General features: G+C 60.7%; 21 protein-coding genes. 2 read left to right on the top strand and 19 right to left on the bottom strand.

Going from position 1 to position 20,363, the window contains the following annotated elements:
* Nucleotides 1–53: 53 nt before the first annotated feature.
* Both DQ393_RS21130 and DQ393_RS21125 read left to right on the top strand, forming a co-directional pair.
* A complete protein-coding gene (locus tag DQ393_RS21130; protein ID WP_112343671.1) occupies nucleotides 54–485 on the top strand; it encodes an Hsp20 family protein in 432 nt (143 codons plus the stop codon).
* 157 nt (nucleotides 486–642) lie between these two features.
* A complete protein-coding gene (locus DQ393_RS21125) occupies nucleotides 643–900 on the top strand; it encodes a DUF1150 family protein (protein ID WP_112343670.1) in 258 nt (85 codons plus the stop codon).
* A gap of 162 nt (nucleotides 901–1,062) precedes the next feature.
* Here the strand turns inward: DQ393_RS21125 and trmB are convergent, their stop codons facing one another.
* From trmB to DQ393_RS21030, 19 genes are all read right to left on the bottom strand, one after another.
* Nucleotides 1,063–1,764: a tRNA (guanosine(46)-N7)-methyltransferase TrmB gene (gene trmB / locus DQ393_RS21120; protein WP_112343669.1), complete on the bottom strand. Its 702-nt coding sequence runs from the start codon at nucleotides 1,762–1,764 to the stop codon at nucleotides 1,063–1,065.
* The gene (gene metK / locus DQ393_RS21115) at nucleotides 1,761–3,014 is read right to left on the bottom strand and encodes a methionine adenosyltransferase (protein ID WP_112343668.1); all 1,254 of its coding nucleotides are present in this window, start codon (nucleotides 3,012–3,014) and stop codon (nucleotides 1,761–1,763) included. Before metK ends, trmB begins: the two co-directional genes overlap by 4 nt.
* 188 nt (nucleotides 3,015–3,202) lie before the next feature.
* Complete coding sequence (locus DQ393_RS21110; protein ID WP_112343842.1) at nucleotides 3,203–3,622, bottom strand: helix-turn-helix domain-containing protein; 420 nt, start codon at nucleotides 3,620–3,622, stop codon at nucleotides 3,203–3,205.
* Nucleotides 3,623–3,773: 151 nt separating this feature from the next.
* A complete protein-coding gene (gene lnt / locus DQ393_RS21105; protein WP_112343667.1) occupies nucleotides 3,774–5,375 on the bottom strand; it encodes an apolipoprotein N-acyltransferase in 1,602 nt (533 codons plus the stop codon).
* A gap of 78 nt (nucleotides 5,376–5,453) precedes the next feature.
* On the bottom strand, nucleotides 5,454–6,626 hold the full coding sequence (locus DQ393_RS21100; RefSeq protein WP_112343666.1) for a hemolysin family protein: 1,173 nt from the start codon (nucleotides 6,624–6,626) through the stop codon (nucleotides 5,454–5,456).
* 25 nt (nucleotides 6,627–6,651) lie between these two features.
* Nucleotides 6,652–7,158 carry an rRNA maturation RNase YbeY gene (gene ybeY, locus DQ393_RS21095; RefSeq protein WP_112343665.1) on the bottom strand — a complete coding sequence of 169 codons (507 nt, stop codon included), beginning with the start codon at nucleotides 7,156–7,158 and terminating at the stop codon, nucleotides 6,652–6,654.
* 19 nt (nucleotides 7,159–7,177) lie between these two features.
* Nucleotides 7,178–8,230: a PhoH family protein gene (locus DQ393_RS21090; RefSeq protein WP_112343664.1), complete on the bottom strand. Its 1,053-nt coding sequence runs from the start codon at nucleotides 8,228–8,230 to the stop codon at nucleotides 7,178–7,180.
* A gap of 30 nt (nucleotides 8,231–8,260) precedes the next feature.
* Nucleotides 8,261–9,673, bottom strand: coding sequence for a tRNA (N6-isopentenyl adenosine(37)-C2)-methylthiotransferase MiaB (gene miaB, locus DQ393_RS21085; RefSeq protein ID WP_112343663.1), 1,413 nt, complete (start codon nucleotides 9,671–9,673; stop codon nucleotides 8,261–8,263).
* A gap of 61 nt (nucleotides 9,674–9,734) precedes the next feature.
* Nucleotides 9,735–10,532 (bottom strand): lysophospholipid acyltransferase family protein, encoded by a 798-nt coding sequence (locus DQ393_RS21080; RefSeq protein ID WP_112343662.1) that lies wholly within the window; start codon nucleotides 10,530–10,532, stop codon nucleotides 9,735–9,737.
* 30 nt (nucleotides 10,533–10,562) lie between these two features.
* On the bottom strand, nucleotides 10,563–10,991 hold the full coding sequence (locus tag DQ393_RS21075) for a Fur family transcriptional regulator (RefSeq protein ID WP_112343661.1): 429 nt from the start codon (nucleotides 10,989–10,991) through the stop codon (nucleotides 10,563–10,565).
* A 122-nt stretch (nucleotides 10,992–11,113) separates the two neighbouring features.
* On the bottom strand, nucleotides 11,114–11,608 hold the full coding sequence (locus DQ393_RS21070) for a GNAT family N-acetyltransferase (protein WP_112343660.1): 495 nt from the start codon (nucleotides 11,606–11,608) through the stop codon (nucleotides 11,114–11,116).
* 2 nt (nucleotides 11,609–11,610) lie between these two features.
* Complete coding sequence (tsaB, locus tag DQ393_RS21065; RefSeq protein ID WP_112343659.1) at nucleotides 11,611–12,267, bottom strand: tRNA (adenosine(37)-N6)-threonylcarbamoyltransferase complex dimerization subunit type 1 TsaB; 657 nt, start codon at nucleotides 12,265–12,267, stop codon at nucleotides 11,611–11,613.
* Between the two features lie 24 nt (nucleotides 12,268–12,291).
* On the bottom strand, nucleotides 12,292–12,858 hold the full coding sequence (locus DQ393_RS21060; protein WP_112343658.1) for a NifU family protein: 567 nt from the start codon (nucleotides 12,856–12,858) through the stop codon (nucleotides 12,292–12,294).
* Nucleotides 12,859–12,974: 116 nt separating this feature from the next.
* Nucleotides 12,975–13,466, bottom strand: coding sequence for a universal stress protein (locus tag DQ393_RS21055; protein ID WP_112343657.1), 492 nt, complete (start codon nucleotides 13,464–13,466; stop codon nucleotides 12,975–12,977).
* Between the two features lie 75 nt (nucleotides 13,467–13,541).
* Nucleotides 13,542–14,606 (bottom strand): tryptophan--tRNA ligase, encoded by a 1,065-nt coding sequence (trpS, locus tag DQ393_RS21050; protein WP_112343656.1) that lies wholly within the window; start codon nucleotides 14,604–14,606, stop codon nucleotides 13,542–13,544.
* Between the two features lie 111 nt (nucleotides 14,607–14,717).
* On the bottom strand, nucleotides 14,718–15,110 hold the full coding sequence (locus DQ393_RS21045; RefSeq protein ID WP_112343655.1) for a VOC family protein: 393 nt from the start codon (nucleotides 15,108–15,110) through the stop codon (nucleotides 14,718–14,720).
* Nucleotides 15,111–15,378: 268 nt separating this feature from the next.
* Nucleotides 15,379–16,980, bottom strand: coding sequence for a murein biosynthesis integral membrane protein MurJ (murJ, locus tag DQ393_RS21040; RefSeq protein WP_112343654.1), 1,602 nt, complete (start codon nucleotides 16,978–16,980; stop codon nucleotides 15,379–15,381).
* Nucleotides 16,977–19,892 (bottom strand): [protein-PII] uridylyltransferase, encoded by a 2,916-nt coding sequence (locus tag DQ393_RS21035; protein ID WP_112343653.1) that lies wholly within the window; start codon nucleotides 19,890–19,892, stop codon nucleotides 16,977–16,979. The genes murJ and DQ393_RS21035 overlap by 4 nt, the downstream gene beginning before the upstream one ends.
* A 149-nt stretch (nucleotides 19,893–20,041) precedes the next feature.
* Entirely contained in the window at nucleotides 20,042–20,338 is a 297-nt protein-coding gene (locus DQ393_RS21030) for a hypothetical protein (protein ID WP_245430417.1), read from the bottom strand.
* Between the last annotated feature and the right edge of the window lie 25 nt (nucleotides 20,339–20,363).

Here is a 20,363-nt window from a genome sequence, read left to right as displayed (position 1 = left end):
GTGCTGAAGATCAGGTCCGGAACGGTCGCTTGACACCCAAGGACTTTGAGACAATGAGCCGGACGACTCCCTTTGCCAGCCCGCTGCTTCTGGGCTTCGATACTATGGAAAAGACGCTGGAGCGGATTTCCAAGGTCAGTGACGGATATCCCCCCTACAATATCGAACGCATGCGTGCGGACCGCCTGTCTGGCGAGCCGGAGCGATTGCGCATCACGCTGGCTGTCGCCGGCTTTTCCGAAGATGAGCTCGATGTCACGACGGAGGAAAACCAGCTGCTGATCCGCGGCCGCCAGATCGAACAGGGTGAGCGCGACTATCTCTATCGTGGTATCGCCGCCCGGCAGTTCCAGCGCGTTTTCGTGCTTGCGGACGGCATGCAGGTGCTCGGTGCCACGCTGAAGAACGGCCTGCTCTCTGTCGACCTCATCCGGCCGGAACCGGACCGCATAGTAAAGAAAATTAACATTTCGGTCTCACAGTAGGACAACGGCCCAGGCCGGATGATCTCAGACCGAATCGGCCTGAAATCTGAATCCGGTCTGGAATCAAATAGCTGGAGCATGATGCCGTCTGAAAGCCGCTTGCAGCTTTCGGCATTGCGCTTTGGAGCCGTTGGTCCCTCATACTGGAGGTACGAGCATGTTGTTGAAAGAAGCCACCGCCCGCCTGACCCAAACCGAACTTGCCGATATCGGCACCGGCGAGGTCGCCTACATCAGAAAAATGGACTGGTCCGAAGTATCCCGCTGCTTCCCGGAAGCGCCTGATATCGATCCTGATGTCGATCTCTGGGCACTTTTCGGAGCCGACGGCACGCCGATCCTTTTGACGGACAATCGCTCCAGCACCTTCTACCGTGCTGCCGAAGACGAATTGAAGACGGTCAGCCTGCACTGACCTGAGGCGTCGCCCAACGGTGAAATTCACCGTTCGCAAGGACCGCATCGAACCGGCCCATCCTGCGACGCATGCGCATGATCCAGACCGCCTCGAGAGGCGGTCCTCACGAGGGTGATGCGATCACCGAGACCTCAAATTTCTGCCCCCGGAAACGAGCAATCAGACCCTCTTGAAGGTCAGATAGGCCGACGAGCGCCCTTCGCGCCTGGCCTTGGCCTCGTAGCGCGTGCTCGGCCAACCCTCATAGGGCGTCAGCCAGTCGGCGGCATTCTGCGCGGTCCACTCGAAGCCGCCATGCGCCTGGCAATGCTGCAGCGTCCAATTGACATAGGTATCGATGTCGGAGGCGAAGCAGAAAAGGGCGCCTGGCTTCAGGACGCGATGAAAGCGGGCAAGGTTCACCTGGGAGACGAAGCGGCGCTTCCAGTGCTTCTTCTTCGGCCAGGGATCCGGATAGAGCAGGTCGATCTGATCCAGGCAGCCGTCCGGCAACCAATCCAGCACCTGCGTCGCGTCGTCATTGTAGACACGGATATTGTGCGCGCCGGCTTCGTCGACGCGCGCAAGCAGCTTCTGCATCGAATTGACGAAGGGTTCGACGCCGATGAAGCCGGTCTTCGGCTGCTCCAGCGCCCTGTGGATCAGATGCTCACCACCGCCGAAGCCGATTTCCAAGCGCAGACGCTCTGATGGCACCGGGAAAAGATCATTCAGCGGCTGCGGCGCCGGGGCGGAAAGATCGACGATGTACTGCGGCAGCAATGCTTCCAGCTTTTCAGCCTGCTGGCCGCGCAGGGCCTTGCCCTTGCGCCGGCCGAAGAATGCTTCCGTCGCCCGCGACCGGCGCTCGGTATCGATCATGCGGCTTCCCGGAGTTTCACGGCTTCCTTGAGAGCCTTCACCAAGTCCGTACGCTCCCAGGAGAAGGAGCCGTCACGGCCGGCCTTGCGGCCAAAGTGACCGTAAGCCGAGGTCTTGGCGTAGATCGGCTTGTTGAGGTCGAGATGACGACGAATGCCGGTCGGCGAAAGATCCATGTTCTTGCGGATGGCCGCTTCGACCTGATCCTCGGTGACGCCCTTACCCGTGCCGTGCAGGTCGACATAGATCGACAGCGGCTGGGCAACGCCGATGGCGTAGGACAGCTGAATCGTGCAGCGATCGGAAAGACCGGCGGCAACGACGTTCTTTGCGAGATAGCGGGCGGCATAGGCTGCGGAACGGTCGACCTTGGTCGTATCCTTGCCGGAGAAGGCACCGCCGCCGTGCGGGGCTGCGCCGCCATAGGTGTCGACGATGATCTTGCGGCCGGTGAGGCCGGCATCGCCGTCTGGACCGCCAATGACGAACTTGCCTGTGGGGTTGATGTACCACTTGCAATCGGAGGCGATCTTCAGATCGCCGAGCGCTTCGACAATATAGGGCTCGACGACGGAGCGAACCTTCTTCGAATCCCAGCTATCATCGAGATGCTGGGTGGAAAGCACGATCGAGGTCACTTCCGACGGCTTGCCATCGACGTAACGGACGGTCACCTGGCTCTTTGCGTCCGGGCCGAGCTTGGCGACTTCGCCATCGCCCTTCTTGCGGGCGGCGGCGAGCAGCTGCAGGATCTTGTGCGAATAGTAGATCGGTGCCGGCATGAGATCCGGAGTCTCGCGGCAGGCATAGCCGAACATGATGCCCTGGTCGCCGGCACCTTCATCGCCCTGCTGGTCGGCGGCATTGTCGACGCCCTGGGCGATGTCGGCAGACTGCGAATGCAGGAGCACGTCGATGCGGGCCTTCTTCCAATGGAAGCCATCCTGTTCGTAGCCGATATCCTTGATGGCACGGCGGGCGGCGGCCTTGAACTTCGAAGGATTGATGACGTCGTTGCCATCCTTGTCCTTCTTCATCAGGCTCGGCGGCAGGCGAACTTCACCGGCGATGACGACACGGTTGGTGGTGGCGAGGGTCTCGCATGCGATGCGCACGGTCCATGGGTTCACGCCGGTCTTCGTGGCCTCGCGGTAAACCAGGTCGACGATTTCATCGGAGATGCGGTCACAGACTTTATCCGGGTGACCTTCGGCAACAGACTCACTCGTAAACAGATAATTCGCGCGCATGCGGGATTCCCCTCAAAGAACAAATCTCTGCTTTTGATATTCGTCTCCAGCTCGAAAAACAAGTCGCACAAGGACATAAATATATCTTTATATCCCCGCCTAAGTGATAAAATTTTGCCGCAAATGCGGAAAAGGCGGCCAAAATGACCGCCTCTCGACTTTACCGGTTTTAACCTTGCTTCGAAGGGCTATTCGGCATCCGCCTCGGCTGCGAGCGCCTTGACCAGCTCGACGACCTTGCGTCGGACCTTGCCATCGGAAATTTTCACGAAAGCGCGATTGAGCTGCAATCCTTCGGAAGAGGACAGAAAGTCGACCACGTAGTTGGAGCTGGACGCCTCGGCCATACCGCCGGCGGTGGCCGAATGTTCACCCGGCGCATCTTCGAAGAAGAAGGAAACCGGAACATTGAGGATACTGGAAATATTCTGCAGGCGGCTGGCGCCAACGCGGTTGGTGCCTTTTTCGTATTTCTGAATCTGTTGAAACGTAATTCCCAGGCTTTCGCCGAGCTTCTCCTGGCTCATGCCAAGCATCGTGCGGCGGAGGCGTATGCGGCTACCGACATGGATGTCGATCGGGTTAGGCTTCTTTTTGTTTTCAATCATCATAATACCCTAACATAGGTTGAATTCAGGACCTGCCACCCGGTACCCTTCACCACCCCTATAACGCCACGTTGCAGCCGACACCCCCAAGGCCTCCAGTCTACGTTCGAAAGGCGGACACTAAGCACTATGCAATTTTAGGGTTTTTTGGTCAATTCACCCTGGAAATAAAACCCATGCGTGAAATCAGCGCCGTCAAGGCGACTACCCCGACAATCAACCAAAAGTATATTTTCCTGGCTTTGTCGTCTATGCGCGACAGGGTTGCGCCACCCAAAGTGGTATCGATGAAGCCTTGTTGATTATAATCAATACCAGAAAGCACACGCCCATGAGGGTCGACAAAAGCTGAAATGCCGGTATTGGCGCTTCGAATCAGCGGCAGTCCCTGTTCCACTGCCCTCACCCTTGCCTGGAGGAAATGCTGGTATGGACCGGGCGTGTCGCCGAACCAGGCATCATTCGTGACATTGAGGATGGCATTGGCCTGCCGGATCTCCGGCGTCATCTCATTCGGAAAGATGATCTCATAGCAGATCAGCGGATAAAATTTGAGGCCGTCGGGTAAGGTCAGCAATTGCCGCTTGGCCGCCGCGGAAAATCCTCCCGGCAGTTCCACGACATTCTCGATGCCGAGATAGCTGAGGATGTGTTCGAAGGGCACATATTCGCCGAAGGGCACGAGATGGGTCTTGTCGGATGCGCCGATGATCTGGCCGCGGCCGTCGATGACATAGATCGAATTGTAATAGCGAGGTTCGACGCCCGGTCCCATGTCTTCGACGCGGACGGCGCCGGTGATCAGGATCTGATCATCGTCGAGCTGATCCGCGATGCGGGCAAGGGCATCCCGGTTATCGGTCAGGATGAAGGGTACGGCAGTCTCGGGCCAGACGATGATGTCAGGCCGTTTGCCGCCGTTTGCCGGCGGCTGAACCGAAAGCGCCAGGTGCCTGTCGAATATGGCGGCGCGATCGGCAGCCGTATCCATCTTGGCTTCCTGGTCGATGGAGGGCTGGACGATACGCACGACCGGCACGGTCTTGGCATCGGTGAGCGGAGCTTCCGGTTGGCTGAGCGCATAATAGCCATAGCCGAAATGAGCAGCGGCAATGAGGACGGCAAGGCCGATCCCCGGCAGCCGCCCCTGACGCGTGCCGAGCAAGGCCGGTGCCGCGAAAACGAAGACGGCAAGTACGGTGACGCCCAGCATGCCGATCACATGCGCCGACTGCATCATCAGCGGAATGGGCATGGCGCCATAGCCGATGGCGTTCCAGGGAAAGCCGGTGAAGAGAAAGCTGCGCAACCATTCCGCTATACCGAAGCTGCAGGCGAGCGCGGCGATGCGCCCGATGCCGTCCGACCAGAGGACGCGGGCAAGCACGGTCGCCACGCCGTAGAAAACCGCGAGAAAGGCGGGAAGGCCGAGGATCGCCAGCGGCAAGGCCCAGGCGAACTCGTCGGCATCGATCAGCAGCGCATGGCCGAGCCACCAAAGGCCGGCGACGAAATAGCCGAAGCCGAACAGCCAGCCGGTGAAGAAGGCCGGCCACAGCCGTCCGAGCAGGCCGCTGTCCGGGCCCGCGGCAACACCGTCCAGCAGCCAGACCAGCAGCGTGAAGGAGATAAACATCGCGGCGAAAAAGCCGAAAGGCGGCAGCGCCAGAACGCCGACGGCACCGGCAAGAATCACAAGCAACGCACGTTTGAAACCCCAGACGAGGATCACCCGGCCCGAAAGCCATTCCATGCGCCAGCTCCGTTCAACTGCGAATCAACTGGCCGCAGTCTTTCAAAAACGGAGCGATTTGTCCCGCTTTCGCGCCATTTATTGGCTGGCGGCGTTGCGCTCGGCCGGCGGTTCCTCGGCGATCGCTTCCGGTGCCGGCAAATCGCGCTCGGGCGCGCCTGCCTCACCTTCCAGCTTGACGGTCGGCCGGCGGCGAGCGGCATGGCGCTTGCGCGTGATGCGCACCCGCTTGATGCGGCGCGGATCGGCATCGAGAATGTGAAATTCAAAGCCTGGAAGCGCCTGCACCACTTCGCCACGTACAGGAATGCGGCCAAGCGCTGAGAAGATCAGGCCGCCGAGCGTGTCCACTTCGTCGACCTGCTCGGCGATATCGAAATCCGGACCGATCGCGGCTGCGATCTCCTCGAGCTCGACGCGGGCGTCTGCCACGAAGACATCCTCTGAGACGCGCTTGAACATCACTTCTTCGTCATCGTGCTCGTCGTCGATGTCGCCGACGACCATTTCCACGATGTCCTCATGCGAAGCCAGACCGTCCGTGCCGCCGTACTCGTCGATCACGAGCGCCATCTGCGTGCGGTTGACCTGCATGCGCCGCAGGAGATCGGAGGCGAGCATCGAGGGCGGCACGAACAGGATCTTGCGGATGATGCCAGCCTCGGCCAGCGTCTTCTGCAGATCGACGCGCGAAAGATCGAAATTCGGCTTGGCCGAGCGCGCCGGCTTTTCGGCCGCAGGGGCTGCCGTTGCAGCGGCCGCCGTCTTGGCACTGCCGCTGCGGCGCTTGTTGCGGGCCTGCTTGGCGACATAGGAGAGCAGGTCGCGGATATGCACCATGCCGCGCGGATCGTCCAGCGTATCGGCATAAACGGGCATGCGCGAACGGCCGCTCTCCTCGAAGAGGATCATCAGCTCGCCGATGGTGATATTCTGATCCACTGCCTCGATATCGGCGCGCGGCACCATGACATCCTCGACGCGCACCTCGCGGAAGCGCAGGATGTTGTGCAGCATTGCACGCTCATCGGGCGAAAAGGCATCATCACCGGCGGCGTTGGTCATCAGCGCGTCGGCAAGGTCCTCGCGCAAGCGGGCGGCGTCCTGTGCCGGGCGCAGAATGCGCGCGGCACGTGCCCAGAATGAAGAATGGGATCGCTTGCCGTTGCTACTACTGCCTACCTCGTCGGAGGAGGCTGCTTCGGCTCCGTCTTTGGCCTCAGGGGCCGATCTTGTCGTAAAGTCGCTCATTGTTCCTGGTCAGACAGGGTTCAGATCAAATGGGGTCTTGTCCCGCATAGGGATCAGATAGGCCAAGCTTCGCCAAAATGCGAGTCTCCAGCCCCTCCATTCTTTCGGCTTCGCTATTATTCATATGGTCGTAGCCGAAGAGATGCAAGAAACCATGCACCATCAAATGCGTCAGATGGTCGTCGAAACTCTTTTCCAGATCGATCGCCTCACGCTCCACCGTCTCCCTGGCGATGATGATATCACCCAGCATAGGACCTGGCTTGCCGCCGGGCTGAAGCGGGAAGGCCGGGAAGGACAACACATTCGTCGCCTTGTCCTGCGAGCGCCATTCCGCATTGATCTCGCGGACCGAGGCGTCGTCCGTGAAGACCAGCGACAGTTCGGTCGCCATTTTTGGAAATGGCTGCTTCTCGTATTTCCTGAGATAATTTGCAGCTTCGCCCAGCACGCGTTCGGCAAGCGACTGCAATACCTCTTCGGAGGGCCAATCGCCCTCCTCCACGCTGATCTGTATATCGAGTTCGGCCATGAGCTTTCGTAACCGCAGATCAGATCTGCGGATCGCTTTCCTCTGCCTTTGCGGCATAGGTGGAATCATAGGCCCGAACGATGCGCGCCACCAGCGGATGGCGGACGACGTCCGTATCCTTGAAGCGGACGATGGTGATGCCCTCGACGCCATCCAGCAGCTGCAGCGCTTCCACCAGGCCGGACTTGACGCCGCGCGGCAGGTCGATCTGGCTCGGATCGCCGGTCACGATCATCCGCGAGTTCTCGCCGAGGCGCGTCAGAAACATCTTCATCTGCATGGATGTCGTATTCTGCGCCTCGTCGAGGATGACGGCGGCGTTGGAGAGTGTGCGTCCACGCATGAAGGCGAGCGGCGCGATCTCGATGACGCCTGCGGTGATGGCGCGTTCGACCTTGTCGCCCGGCATCATGTCATAAAGCGCGTCATAGAGCGGACGAAGATAGGGATCGACCTTTTCCTTCATGTCGCCGGGCAGGAAGCCCAAGCGCTCGCCGGCTTCGACGGCCGGACGCGACAGGATGATCTTTTCCACGGCACCGCGCTCCAGAAGCTGGGCGGCGTGTGCCACGGCAAGATAGGTCTTGCCCGTACCGGCAGGGCCGACGCCGAGGACGAGCTCGGACCGTTCCAGCGCCCGCATATAGGCATCCTGCGTCGGCGTGCGGGCGATGATCGTCTTCTTGCGCGTCGAAATCTGCGCCATCGTCAACTTGGCTTTTCTCTCCATGGTCGGCAGCGTCAATTGATCGTCGGCGGCAACCGCCATGCGGATTGCCCCTTCCACGTCGGATCGCTCCACATTGCCGCCTTTTTGCAGCTTGTCATAGAGGTAATCGAGCGTGCGGCGTGCCTGATTGGTGGCCAGCACATCGCCCGCTATGACGACGGAATTGCCGCGGGCGCGGGCATCGATGCCGAGCCGCTCCTCGAGCAGCTTCAAATTCTGGTCGAACTGCCCGAAAAGTTCGCTGGCGAACCGATTATTCTCGAACGTCAGGGTGAAGTGATTGGCGTCGCTCGCGGTGCGGGGCTGGCGCGATGAAGAAGAAACCAATTCCTGTCCGTTCAAGCGGTGCGGCTCCTTGTGCCCGTCCGGAACCTAGAGCAATTCAGCAAAAAGGCTGTTCGTGCTGGTTCCGGTGATTCGTACGTTAATAATGTCACTGATTTGCGATGCTTTTGCATCAACATTCACAGATTGCAGCCAGGGAGAGCGTCCAATCAACTGGCCTGGCATCCGGCCCGGCTTTTCCAGAAGGATATCCACTGTTTTGCCCACACAGGCCTCGGCAAACGCATGCTGCTGCCTCAGCAACAATGCCTGCAAACGCTCCAGTCGTTGGGTTTTGACCTCTTCGGGCACCTGATCCTTCAGCTCCGCACCGGGCGTGCCCGGCCGCGTCGAATATTTGAACGAGAAGGCCTGTGCATAATTCACCTCCTCGATGAGCTTCAGTGTATCCTCAAAATCCTGGTCTGTCTCCCCCGGGAAGCCGACGATGAAATCACCCGAAAGAGCGATATCGGGGCGCGCAGCACGGATCTTCTCGATGAGCGTCAGATATTCGGCCGCCGTATGCCGTCTGTTCATCGCCTTCAAGATACGATCCGAGCCGGCCTGAACCGGAAGATGCAGATAGGGCATCAGCGTCCGCAGGTCGCGATGGGCACCGATGAGGCGGTCGTCCATGTCTCGCGGGTGGCTGGTCGTGTAGCGCAGGCGCGCGAGACCGGGGATTTCCGCCAGGCGATAGAGGAGATCGCCGAGGCTCCAGGCTTCGCCCTTCGGGCCGATGCCGTGCCATGCATTGACGTTCTGGCCGAGCAGCGTGATCTCGCGAACGCCGCCATCCACAAGCTTCTCGGCCTCTTCGACGATCTGCGAGACCGGGCGGGAGACTTCGGAGCCGCGCGTATAGGGCACGACACAGAAGGTGCAGAACTTGTCGCAGCCTTCCTGCACCGTCAGGAAGGCGGTGACGCCGCGGGCGCGGATCTTGGTCCTTTCAGCGATCGGCAGATGCTCGAACTTGTCCTCGATCGCATATTCGGTGTCGACGACGCGCTGGCCTTCCTTGGCGCGGCGAAGCGCGTCCGGCAGGCGATGATAGGTCTGCGGGCCGATGACGACATCGACGGCAGGCGCGCGCCGCAGGATTTCCTCGCCCTCGGCCTGCGCGACGCAGCCGGTGACGCCGATCATCATCTCGCGGCCGTCGGCGGCCTTGCGCTTCTTCATCTCGCGCAGGCGCCCAAGCGCGGAATAGACCTTTTCGGCCGCCTTCTCACGAATATGACAGGTGTTCAAAAGGACGAGATCGGCCTCTTCCATGTCCTCTGTCGGCTCGTAGCCGTCGCGGGACAGCGCATCGCTCATCCGTGTGGAATCATAGACGTTCATCTGGCAGCCGTAGGTCTTGATGAAGACCTTGCGGCTGTTGGAGCCATCGCGGGAACCGAGCTGCAAAGCGTCGGCCGCCGGGGCGTCGAGGGTCAGGCTATCCTTGGTCATGGGCCGCTATGTAGTGGCTTTTGCTTTCGGAGAAAATGAAAAAGTTGGAATCACCTGGAAATCAGGCGATCTCGCGACCTAGCAGCCGACTGGCAAGCATATTGCGGATGCGCCTGGCGATAGTGGCGCTGACTTCCTTGCGATTGGTGCCGGCGCGATAATCCACCGCCTCGCCGAAACAAACGTCGACATCGATGGCACCGCACTGGATGATGCCCTTCAGGTGCGGCACAAGCTCGATATCTCCAGGCCATGCCGTCAGCGGGCGATAGTAGCGGCCCATGGGCGTTCCATGGACGCGGGTATAGGCGACCGCGACCGGCTGAACATGCACGACGGCATCCGGCGCCTTCGGCAGGGCGGCAGCGGCCGCGCCGAACAGCGAGGACTTGACTTCGAGCAGCCGATTGCCGTCCGAGGTGGTTCCTTCAGGGAACAACACCATGATTTCGCCGTCGGCCATGCGATCGGCGATCTCGTTCACCTGCTCGCCGGTCTTACGCTTCTGCTCGCGCTCGACGAACACGCTCTTCTGCCACTGCGCAAACAGGCCGAAAATCGGCCAGTCCCGCACTTCCGACTTGGCGATGAAGGCAACGTCGGCCACCGCCGAGAGTACGAGAATATCGAGCCAGGACGAATGGTTGGACGCCAGCATCAACGGCCGGCTCGTCTCCATCTTGCCGACAACATGGATGCGTACGCCAAGCCAATAGCAGACGATGCGATGCCAGTAGCGCGGCAGATAGCGCCTGAGCTTCCAGTCGAAGCGCAGGCAGAGGATCTGCAGCGGCAGCATCACGGCGCTGACGACGCCAATGACCACGGCCGCACAGCCGATGCGCAGCCAGGTCATCAAATCGCTCGCTCCTGCATGAAAGCCTTCACGTCAACCTTCGTCCTTCTTCAGCGGGATGCCGTAAAGCTCCAGCCGGTGGTCGACGAGTTTGAAGCCGTGTTCGCGGGCAATGCGCTCCTGCAATGCCTCGATCTCCGGCGAATGGAATTCGATCACCTTGCCGCTCTTCAGATCGATGAGGTGATCATGATGCTCTTCCGGCACGGTTTCGTAACGGGACCGCCCATCGCGAAAATCGTGGCGGGCGAGAAGGCCGGCATCTTCGAACAATTTGACGGTGCGATAGACCGTCGAGATCGAGATTTTCGCATCCACCTCGACCGACCGCCGGTATAACTCTTCGACATCGGGGTGATCCCCGGAGCTCTCGATGATGCGCGCAATGATCCGTCGCTGCTCCGTCATGCGCATGCCGCGCTCGGCGCAAAGCTCCTCCAGGGATTTTACGGCGTCTTCCATCAATCGCTGTCTTCGGTCTGCTGGGACTGTGACAAGGGGCCAGAGCGCCGAATTGCCGCTCTATCTATTTGTTTTGCCGCATTTGTGCGACGCCAGATGATGCCACCTGGCTGCAAAATGCTCTAGCGAAGAACGCGGCGCATGACAAGCGCCGTCGACTTCTGGCCGTCTTCGCCGACATAATAGGCCTTGCGCTCGCTGACGGTCTCGAAACCGAGCTTGCGGTAGAGGCCGAGCGCCGGCTGATTGCCGCCGTCGACCTCCAGGAACATGGTTTCGCCGCCACGGCTACGGGCCTCGCGAAGAGCGGCCTGCATCAGCCTCCAGCCGAGACCGGAGCGTCCGAGCTTGGCGTTGACGGCGATCGTCAGGATTTCGCCCTCCCCCGCAACATGCCGCGCCAGCACGAAGCCGGGAAGCGCCTTCTTCAGGATGGCATTGGTCTGGCGGGCGACGAAGCCGAAGGTCGTTTCCTGCCCAAGGAGGCTCTGAAATTCACTCTCGTCCCAGACCCGCGGGAACCGCTCGCCATGCAGAAGCGCCACCTCGGCGCAATCCTTCGGCTCCATCGGGACGATTTCGTATTCGGCTTTCAAGGTCAGGTAGGATTCGAGCATGTCTATTGCCTGGCAATTGCGTATCCGGCCTGCGGTCTGGCATCGGGTCCGCGAAGATAAAGCGGCTTCGGCTTTTCGCCGGCAGGCTTGCCAGCGCCCAGCCGGGCGACGGTGGCAATCGGAAATGCGTCTGGCCGCTCCGCCGGCGGCGCGTCGCTCAACCGGGCGACGGCCGTTCCGGTGACCATGCCATCGAATGCGCCGGCGATTGCCCGCGCTTCGTCGATCGTCACGGCCCGAGCCTCGTCCAGCGGGTTGCCATCGGCAGCGAAGCTTTGGAGATAGATCTCCTCGCGCTTGGCATCGATGGCAGCCAGAACCGACTTGCCCGGATTCTGCGCTCTGGCAGTCGCCGCCATGACCTCGAGGGTCGTGACGCCGATTGCCGGAACATTGAGGGAAAGTGCAAAACCGCGTGCGGCTGCAACGCCGATGCGGATGCCGGTGAAGGAACCGGGGCCAACGGTCACGACGACACGCTCGATCGCCGAAAGCGCCGTACCGGCTTTCGCCAGCGCCTCGTCGACAACGTGCATCAGATGCTCGGCATGGCCTCGTCCGATCGTTTCCGTGACCTCCCCCATCACAGAATCACTGCCGCTATCATACACAGCGGCAGCGCAATCCACACCTGCCGTGTCGAGCGCCAGTACGATCATGTCAATTTTTCCGTTAGGCCGGGATTAGACGGCTTCGACTTCCTGCACTTCCGGGACGAAATGGCGCAGCAGGTTCTGCACGCCATGCTTCAGCGTTGCCGTGGAAGACGGGCAGCCCGAGCACGAGCCCTTCATGTTGAGGTAGACCTTGCCATCGCGGAAGCCGCGGAAGGTGATATCGCCGCCATCCTGGGCAACGGCCGGGCGCACGCGCGTATCCAGCAGTTCCTTGATGGTCAGCACGATCGCCTCGTCGCCCTCGTCGAAGAATTCACCGCCGGCATCCTGCACTTCGGACAGCACAGACGCCGAGCCCATGACCGGCTTGCCGGACATGAAATGCTCCATGATCGAACCGAGGATGGCGGGCTTCAGATGCTGCCATTCCTGATTTTCTTTGGAGACGGAAATGAAGTCATAGCCGAAATAAACGCCGATCACGCCCGGGATTTCGAAGAGGCGGCCAGCGAGCGGCGAAGCTTCGGCTTCTTCGGCGCTGCGGAACTCGGCCGTGCCGCTTTCCATCACCACTTTGCCCGGCAGGAACTTGAGGGTCGCGGGGTTCGGCGTCGCTTCGGTCTGAATGAACATCTTGATCTCCATGCGGCGGGCGAAAACCCTGTCCCGACTTTAGAATATTTCAAAAGAAAATAGGCCTTTTGGCCATTCTATTCAAGAGAGTGTTTCTCAAGAAATGACACACGCGATCAACTCAGCGCGTCGATTTCCTCGTTGCTCAGCGTATCCGGAAGCACCGTCACCGGGATCGGAAAGGCAGCGGCACGACCGGCGATCGACGAGACCAGCGGGCCAGGTCCCTCCTTCGCCGAACCTGCGGCAAGCACGAGAAGCGCGATGTCCCGGTCATCCTCGATCACCGCATTGATCTGCTCTGCGGCCGATCCCTCGCGAATGACGATCTCGGGATCGATGCCGATATTTTCGCGGACGGTCTGCGCTGCCTTTGCGGTCGCCGACTCGGCCTCCTCGCGCGCTTCCGCCCGCATGATCTCCTCGACGCCAAGCCATTGCTGGAAATCGCCCTCGGGGATCACATAAAGCAGCACGAGGCCGCCATTGGAATTCTTGGCGCGCCGTCCGGCATAGTGAACGGCACGCTGGCATTCGGGCGTGCCATCGATGACCGCCATGAACTTGCGGCGATGACCTTCGAGCCGTGAGAGACGTTTTGAAACCATAGGCCGACTCTGACACCCGAAGGCGATGTTTTGCAAGTCCCCGTTTCGTAACGGGAGCCCTCTATTACGACAACATCAATAGAGAAAGCCGATAATGTCGCGAATCTGCTTCATGGTCACGTCGGCGCGGGCACGAGCACGGGCGCTGCCATCGCGGAGCACCGCGTCGATATGGCCGGGATCGGCCATGAGGCGGCGCATTTCCATCGTAATCGGCGAAAGCACATGCACGGCCAGATCGACCAGCGCCGGCTTGAAGACGGAGAACTGCTGGCCGCCGAACTCGGATAGAACCTCAGCTTTCGACTTATCGGCAAGAGCCGCATAGATGCCGACCAGATTGTCAGCCTCGGGGCGGCCGGCAAGACCGGCGGTTTCGCTCGGCAAGCCATCCGGATCGGTCTTGGCCTTGCGGATCTTCTTCGAGATGTTTTCCTCGTCATCGAGCAGGTTGATGCGCGAAAGGTCCGAGGCGTCGGATTTCGACATCTTCTTCGTACCGTCGCGCAGCGACATGACGCGCGGCGCCGGGCCATCGATCAGCGGCTCGACCATCGGAAAATAGGCATGCACCGGCTCGTCGCCGACGGTGATGTCGATGCCATAGCCCGTGCGGCGGATATGCTCCATGTAGTCCAGATTGAACTTCATGGCGATGTCGCGGGTCAGCTCCAGATGCTGCTTCTGGTCGTCGCCGACCGGAACATGGGTGGCGCGATAGAGCAGAATGTCGGCGGCCATCAGGCTCGGATAGGCGTAAAGGCCGAGCGAAGCCTGCTCGCGATCCTTGCCGGCCTTGTCCTTGAACTGCGTCATGCGGTTCATCCAGCCGATGCGGGCGACGCAGTTGAAGATCCAGGCAAGCTCGGCATGGCCGGGCACGGCCGACTGATTGAAGACGATGTGCTTTTCCGGATCGATGCCTGCGGCAAGGAAGGCCGCGGTGATCGAACGCGTCTGGTTCGGCATGTCCTCATGAACGAGCTGCGCCGTCAGCGCATGCATGTCGACGACGCAGTAGATGCAGTCGTTGTTTTCCTGCAGGGCCACGAACTTGCGGATTGCGCCGAGATAGTTGCCGAGATGGAGATTGCCGGTGGGCTGGACGCCGGAGAATACGAGCGGCTTAAATTCGGTCATGTCGTCCTCAAAAGGCTTGTGGAGGGCCTGGGCGAGCGGCGCTCGACCCTTGGTTTCGAGCGGCTTATGCACGGCGGACAGGTTGGGATCAAGAGGCTATATGAGGCTGCATCAGGAAGAATGCTGGATCAGATCCCAGGTGTTGCCATAGGGATCGGCGAAGACTGCCACGGTGCCATAGACCTCATGGCGCGGTTCCTCCAAAAAACGCACGCCCTTTGCTTTCATCGCGGCATGATCGCGAGCGAAATCATCGGTCTTGAGAAAGAAGCCGACGCGGCCGCCGGTCTGGTTGCCGATCGCGGTGCGCTGGCTATCGCTGGCGGCCTGGGCGAGTAGGAGCGCGGCCCCTTCCCCGCCTTTCGGCCTCACGACGATCCAGCGCTTGCCCTCCGGCTGCACCTCGTCCTGCAGGCAATCGAAGCCGAGGGCATCGCAATAGAAGGTCTTGGCACGATCGTAATCGTCGACAACGAGGGTGACGAGGAAGAGGGATTGAGGCATAGGGGCTCCGCGAACAAAATAAACTGCGCATATGTGGAGGGTGCGCACCCCCTCTGTCCCTATCGGGACATCTCCCCCACAAGGGGGGAGATCGGTAGCGTGTGGCACCTACTCATATCTAATCATTAACGTGCTCATAGGGGTGGGCCTACTGGTTTACAAAGGGCGCGGCAAACTCCCAACAATCTCCCCCTTGTGGGGGAGATGTCGCGGCAGCGACAGAGGGGGGTTACGCGATCTCAGCTCGCGCGACAGCCGGCGTCGCTGTCTACTCCCCGTTCACCACCTCGGCATCCGGCGCTGGCTTCGCCCGCTTGCGCTTCAAATTGCGGCGCACCATGCCCAAATCCACGCCGCCGATCAGGAAGGCGACAATGAAATACACTGCCATCGCAATCAATATGAGCAAACCCAGGACGCCGGTCTTGGTGAGCAGCGTCGAGCCGGACCCCAGAAGCGGCTCCCACCGATGAGATAAATATAGGATGACGCCACCCATGACGGCGGAGGAGACGAGCAGCATGGCGGTGCGTCGCACCAGCGACCATTCCCAGACGAGATGCCCGCGGCGATAGAGCGTAACGAAGAGCTGTACAGCGTTCAGCCATCCGGCAACCGCTTCGGCGAGCGCAATGCCGCGTTCGGCCAGCACCGGGAAAAGCAGGATGGACAGCGCCGAATTGACGGCGACCGCGACCGCCGTGTAGCGCATCGGCGATTTTGTATCTTCTCGGGCATAAAAGCCGGGCTGCAAGGCCTTGATCAGCACGAAAGCCGGCAGACCCAAGCCGAAGATGGCGAGGATGGAGCCGACCAGCGTTGTATTGTTCGCGTTAAAGGCGCCGCGCTCGTAAAGCACGCGGATGATATCGTCGGAGAGCAGCCACAGGGCGACAGCAGCCGGCAGGGTCAGGAACAGCACGAATTCGATCGAGCGATTCTGGATATTGGCGGCTTCCTTGATATGGCCCGACTTCAGCGAACGCGCCAATTCCGGCAAAAGCACGATTCCAACCGCGACGCCGACGACGCCGAGCGGCAGCTGGTAGATGCGGTCTGCATATTGCAGGGCAGCGATCGCGCCTTCCTTGCCCGAGGCAATCGCCTGGCCGATCACCAGATTGATCTGAGTGACGCCGCCGGTGATGGCTGCTGGGATCGCAAGAAGCAGGAGCCGCTTGACATTGGGTGTGAAGCGCGGAAAGCGCAGGCCGATACTGATGCCGGCATGACGCACGCCGATATAGACGACGGCCAGCTGCAGCACGCCCGCCACCAGCACCGACCAGGACAGATACCATGCGGTGGTCAGCGGATCGGCGCCGAAATAGATCGCGTAGAACAGCGCGCTGATCATCACCAGGTTCAGGAAGATCGGAGCCACGGCCGCGGCGAAGAAATGATGCAGCGAATTCAGCATGCCGCTCATCATCGCCGTCAGCGACATCGACATGAGATAGGGGAACATCACGGCCGCCAACCGGACCGTCAGGTCGAATTTCTCGGCATCGTCGGCGAAACCAGGCGCGATGACCCAACGCACCAGGAGCGGCATGGCCAGTTCCATGACGATGGTGATCAGCAGCAGGACCGAGAAGAGAACGCCGAACACTTCTTCCGAGAAGCGCTTGGCGCCGTCGATGCCATTCGCCTCGATTTCCTTGGCAAAGAGCGGCACGAAGGCGGCGTTGAAGGCGCCTTCGGCAAACAGACGGCGGAAGAGGTTCGGAAAGCGGAAGGCGGCGTAGAAGACGTCTGCCATCGGGCCGGTGCCGAGAGCAGCGGCCATCAGCGTTTCGCGGGCGAAGCCGAAGATGCGGCTGCCAAGCGTCGCGCCACCGACCGTGATGAATTTCTTGACGAGGCTCATGCGGCGGAACCGGCTTTCTTCTCAGTGTCTGACTTTTCGACGGCGACGCCACGGGTGGCGGCGGGCGCGATGATGCCTGAAGGCATGCGCTCGCGCATCTCATCCTCCTCGCCGGCCATGACCGCCTTCAGGCGCGCGGTGATATAGGCTCGCTTGTTCTCGTTGGAAATCTTCTGCCCGACCAGATCGGTGACATAGAAGGTGTCGATGACCTTTTCGCCGAAAGTGGTGATGCGGGCCGACTGGATATCGAGCGACAGGTCCGAAAGGACGGCCGTGATTTCCGACAGCAAGCCGGGGCGATCGAGGCATTCGACTTCGATGACCGTGAACTTGTTGGAGAGGCTGTTGGTGATGATCACCGACGGCGGGATGACGAAAGCCTTGTTCTTGCGGCGGTTCTTCGTCCGGGTTGCGATGACCTCAGGCAGCCGCTTGCGGCCGGCCAGAACATCCTCGATCATCTTGCCGATGGTGGCGGCACGCCGCAGCTCGTCGGCGTCGTCGGGAAATTCGCGGCTGACATGGATGGTGTCGAGCGCGCGGCCATCCGATGTCGTGAAGATCTGCGCGTCCGCGATATTGGCGCCGGCCGCGGCACAGGCGCCGGCAATCACGGTCAACAGACGCGGATGGTCGGGCGATAGAACGGTGATCTCGGTGATGGCGTGGAAGCTGTCGGTGCGCACCATAGTGGCAAGCACCTTGTCCGCCTTGTCCGACTGGCGAATGAACTGCGTGTGGCGGACCTGGTCCTCCAGCGGCACGGACAGCAGATAGGGCTGGTAGTGCAGCTTGACGTAAGCCTTGCGATCCTTCTGGCTCCAATCCGAAAGGGCCTGTCCCAGCGCTTCGGCGGCCGCCTCGGCCCGCTCCTTGCGCGACACTTCGGAGAAGCCGCCCGCCAACAGCAGTTCGGTCTCGTAATAGAGCGTGCGCAGCAGCTGGCCCTTCCAGCCGTTCCAGACGCCGGGGCCGACGGCGCGGATGTCGCAGACGGTGAGGATCAGTAGCATCTTCAGCCGGTCGAGCGACTGCACCCGGTCGGCGAAATCGATGATGGTCTTGCGGTCGGTCAGGTCGCGCGTCTGGGCGACCATCGACATGGTCAGATGCTCGGCAATCAGCCAGACCACCAGCTCCGTCTGCTTCGGCGAAAGGCCGAAGCGCGGGCAGAGCTTGCGTGCAACCGCGGCGCCGGCTTCCGAGTGGTCCTCCTCGCGGCCCTTGGCGATGTCGTGCAACAGGACGGCGACATAGAGCGCATCGCGATCCTCGATATTGGGCATCAGCTTGTTGGTCAGCGGATGGATATCCTCGGCCTTGCCCTTGTCGATCTCCGACAGCACCTCGACGGCGCGGATCAGATGCTCGTCCACTGTATAGTGGTGATACATGTTAAACTGCATCATCGAGACGATCTTGCCGAATTCCGGAATGAAGCGGCCGAGCACGCCGGCCTCGTTCATGCGGCGCAGGATCAGAGCTGGATCGCGCTTCGAGGTGAGGATGGAGAGGAACAGCCGGTTCGCCTCCTCGTTCTCCCGCAGATCGTTGTCGATCAGGTTCAGCGACCGCGTGACGCGTTTCAGCGCATCCGGATGGAATTCCAGGCCATTGATGTCGGCAACGAAGAACAGCCGGATGAGGCTGACCGGATCGCGCTTGAAGACGTCGGGATTGGCAAGCGCGATGCGGCCACGATCCTCGACGAATTCGACGGTGCCGGCGATCTTGCGCGAACGGTTGGCAAAGCGGCTGATGACGCCGGTGAGCCCGGGGGTGGCTTTCGCCTGCTGGTCTTCAAGTGCGGCGCAGAGGATGCGGGTGAGATCGCCGACATCCTTGGCGACGAGGAAATAGTGCTTCATGAAGCGCTCGACCGCCGAAAGGCCGGGGCGGGCGTTGTAGCCGAGGGCTTCTGCGATATCGCGCTGGATATCGAAGGAAAGCCGCTCTTCCGCCTTGCCCGTCAGGAAATGCATGTGGCAGCGCACGGCCCAAAGGAAGTCCTCTGCCTTCTGGAAGAGGCGATATTCCTGCTTCGAAAGCACGCCGAGCTTCACCAGTTCGGCGGGATCGCGGACGTGGTAATAATATTTCGAGATCCAGAACAGCGTGTGCAGGTCGCGCAGGCCGCCTTTGCCTTCCTTGACGTTGGGCTCGACCAGATAGCGGGTATCGCCGGCCTTGCGATGACGTACGTCGCGTTCGGCGAGCTTGGCGGCGATGAATTCCGGACCGGTATTGGTGACGATTTCCTTATCGAAGCGCGCCTCCAATTCCTTGGCGAGCGGCGCATTGCCGCAAATATAGCGGGTCTCGAGAATGGCCGTGCGCACCGTCATGTCGGATTTGGCCTCGCGGATGCACTCCTCGACCGTGCGCGTGGCGTGGCCGACCTTGAAGCCCATGTCCCAGAGCATATAGAGGATGAATTCGACCGCCTTGTGCGTGTCGCTCTCAGGCTTCGGCTGGAAGAGGAAGAGAAGATCTATATCGGATCCCGGCGCCAGCGTATCGCGGCCATAGCCACCGACCGCCGTCACGGAGAAGGCACCCGCCTGCTTCGGATAGACGTGACGGACGGTGAAGTCGTAGAGAATGGTGATGATCTGGTCCTGCAGCCAGGAAATCCGGTGCGCGCAATCGAGGCCGCCGCCTTCCTCAATCAGCAACCGACGCGCCGACTCGCGGCCTTCCTGGCTCGCCTTTTTCAACAGCGCCAGGAGAGCGGAGCGCTCCTCATTCTTGTCCAGGCCGCGTTTGGCGAGAGCCTCGCATTCCGCCCTTAGCGCGGAGACATCGAGAATGGTCGAAAAATCGATATGATGCGTTTCCATGCTGTGCCGATCGGCTTTCTGTTCACTGACAGCGGCCCGTTGCCGGTGCGCCTGTCTTCTCGTCTGCATGCGCTATAGCCCCTTTGGCCGGTGATTGACAAAGGCATTCTACGCCCGCGTCTCTCGAGGGTAGATTGCAGGGAATCGACGATCCCTATGATGTCTACCAGGCCGACGTTGACGAAGCGTGACGGCAATTGACGCAGAAGCCGGCGGTTTTAGGGCCTTGCCGGCTCGATCGCCCGTCTGAGCTCGTTCAAGCTATATAATATGTTTCGCGATTGGGCGCCGATCTGCGTCACCATTTCGCGCTCGCATTCCCAATAGCCGGCCCTGGCGATCTTCGAGCAGATGTCGGAAATGCGGCTGCAGGACAGCGTAATATCGAGCAGGCCGCGATCGGATTCGCAGTCCGGGGCCTCCCCCTCGCCGCAGATCTTGCCGCGCGCGGCGATCGGAGAGAAGCGCTCACCCAGAGTGCGGACTTCGGCGAGAAGAACTTCGAGATACATCATATTGCCCTTGGAATATCGCCTGTGG

This window comes from Martinezella tropici, assembly GCF_003287875.1.
In the GTDB taxonomy this organism is placed as follows: Bacteria; Pseudomonadota; Alphaproteobacteria; order Rhizobiales; family Rhizobiaceae; genus Rhizobium; species Rhizobium tropici_C.
The sequence above is the reverse complement of the archived record's forward strand: the minus strand, read 5'-3'. Positions and strand labels throughout refer to the sequence as shown.

Excerpts from the sequence above, each read along its gene's own strand:
- DQ393_RS21070 (WP_112343660.1), bottom strand. The coding sequence starts at position 11,608 with ATGCTCGAATCCTACCTGACCTTGAAAGCCGAATACGAAATCGTCCCG.
- miaB (WP_112343663.1), bottom strand. The coding sequence starts at position 9,673 with ATGACCAAGGATAGCCTGACCCTCGACGCCCCGGCGGCCGACGCTTTG.
- DQ393_RS21125 (WP_112343670.1), top strand. The coding sequence starts at position 643 with ATGTTGTTGAAAGAAGCCACCGCCCGCCTGACCCAAACCGAACTTGCC.
- tsaB (WP_112343659.1), bottom strand. The coding sequence starts at position 12,267 with ATGATCGTACTGGCGCTCGACACGGCAGGTGTGGATTGCGCTGCCGCT.
- DQ393_RS21060 (WP_112343658.1), bottom strand. The coding sequence starts at position 12,858 with ATGTTCATTCAGACCGAAGCGACGCCGAACCCCGCGACCCTCAAGTTC.
- metK (WP_112343668.1), bottom strand. The coding sequence starts at position 3,014 with ATGCGCGCGAATTATCTGTTTACGAGTGAGTCTGTTGCCGAAGGTCAC.
- DQ393_RS21035 (WP_112343653.1), bottom strand. The coding sequence starts at position 19,892 with ATGCAGACGAGAAGACAGGCGCACCGGCAACGGGCCGCTGTCAGTGAA.
- DQ393_RS21130 (WP_112343671.1), top strand. The coding sequence starts at position 54 with ATGAGCCGGACGACTCCCTTTGCCAGCCCGCTGCTTCTGGGCTTCGAT.
- murJ (WP_112343654.1), bottom strand. The coding sequence starts at position 16,980 with ATGAGCCTCGTCAAGAAATTCATCACGGTCGGTGGCGCGACGCTTGGC.
- DQ393_RS21045 (WP_112343655.1), bottom strand. The coding sequence starts at position 15,110 with ATGCCTCAATCCCTCTTCCTCGTCACCCTCGTTGTCGACGATTACGAT.
- DQ393_RS21030 (WP_245430417.1), bottom strand. The coding sequence starts at position 20,338 with ATGATGTATCTCGAAGTTCTTCTCGCCGAAGTCCGCACTCTGGGTGAG.
- DQ393_RS21075 (WP_112343661.1), bottom strand. The coding sequence starts at position 10,991 with ATGGAAGACGCCGTAAAATCCCTGGAGGAGCTTTGCGCCGAGCGCGGC.
- trmB (WP_112343669.1), bottom strand. The coding sequence starts at position 1,764 with ATGATCGATACCGAGCGCCGGTCGCGGGCGACGGAAGCATTCTTCGGC.
- DQ393_RS21055 (WP_112343657.1), bottom strand. The coding sequence starts at position 13,466 with ATGGTTTCAAAACGTCTCTCACGGCTCGAAGGTCATCGCCGCAAGTTC.
- ybeY (WP_112343665.1), bottom strand. The coding sequence starts at position 7,158 with ATGGCCGAACTCGATATACAGATCAGCGTGGAGGAGGGCGATTGGCCC.
- lnt (WP_112343667.1), bottom strand. The coding sequence starts at position 5,375 with ATGGAATGGCTTTCGGGCCGGGTGATCCTCGTCTGGGGTTTCAAACGT.
- trpS (WP_112343656.1), bottom strand. The coding sequence starts at position 14,606 with ATGACCGAATTTAAGCCGCTCGTATTCTCCGGCGTCCAGCCCACCGGC.
- DQ393_RS21110 (WP_112343842.1), bottom strand. The coding sequence starts at position 3,622 with ATGATTGAAAACAAAAAGAAGCCTAACCCGATCGACATCCATGTCGGT.
- DQ393_RS21100 (WP_112343666.1), bottom strand. The coding sequence starts at position 6,626 with ATGAGCGACTTTACGACAAGATCGGCCCCTGAGGCCAAAGACGGAGCC.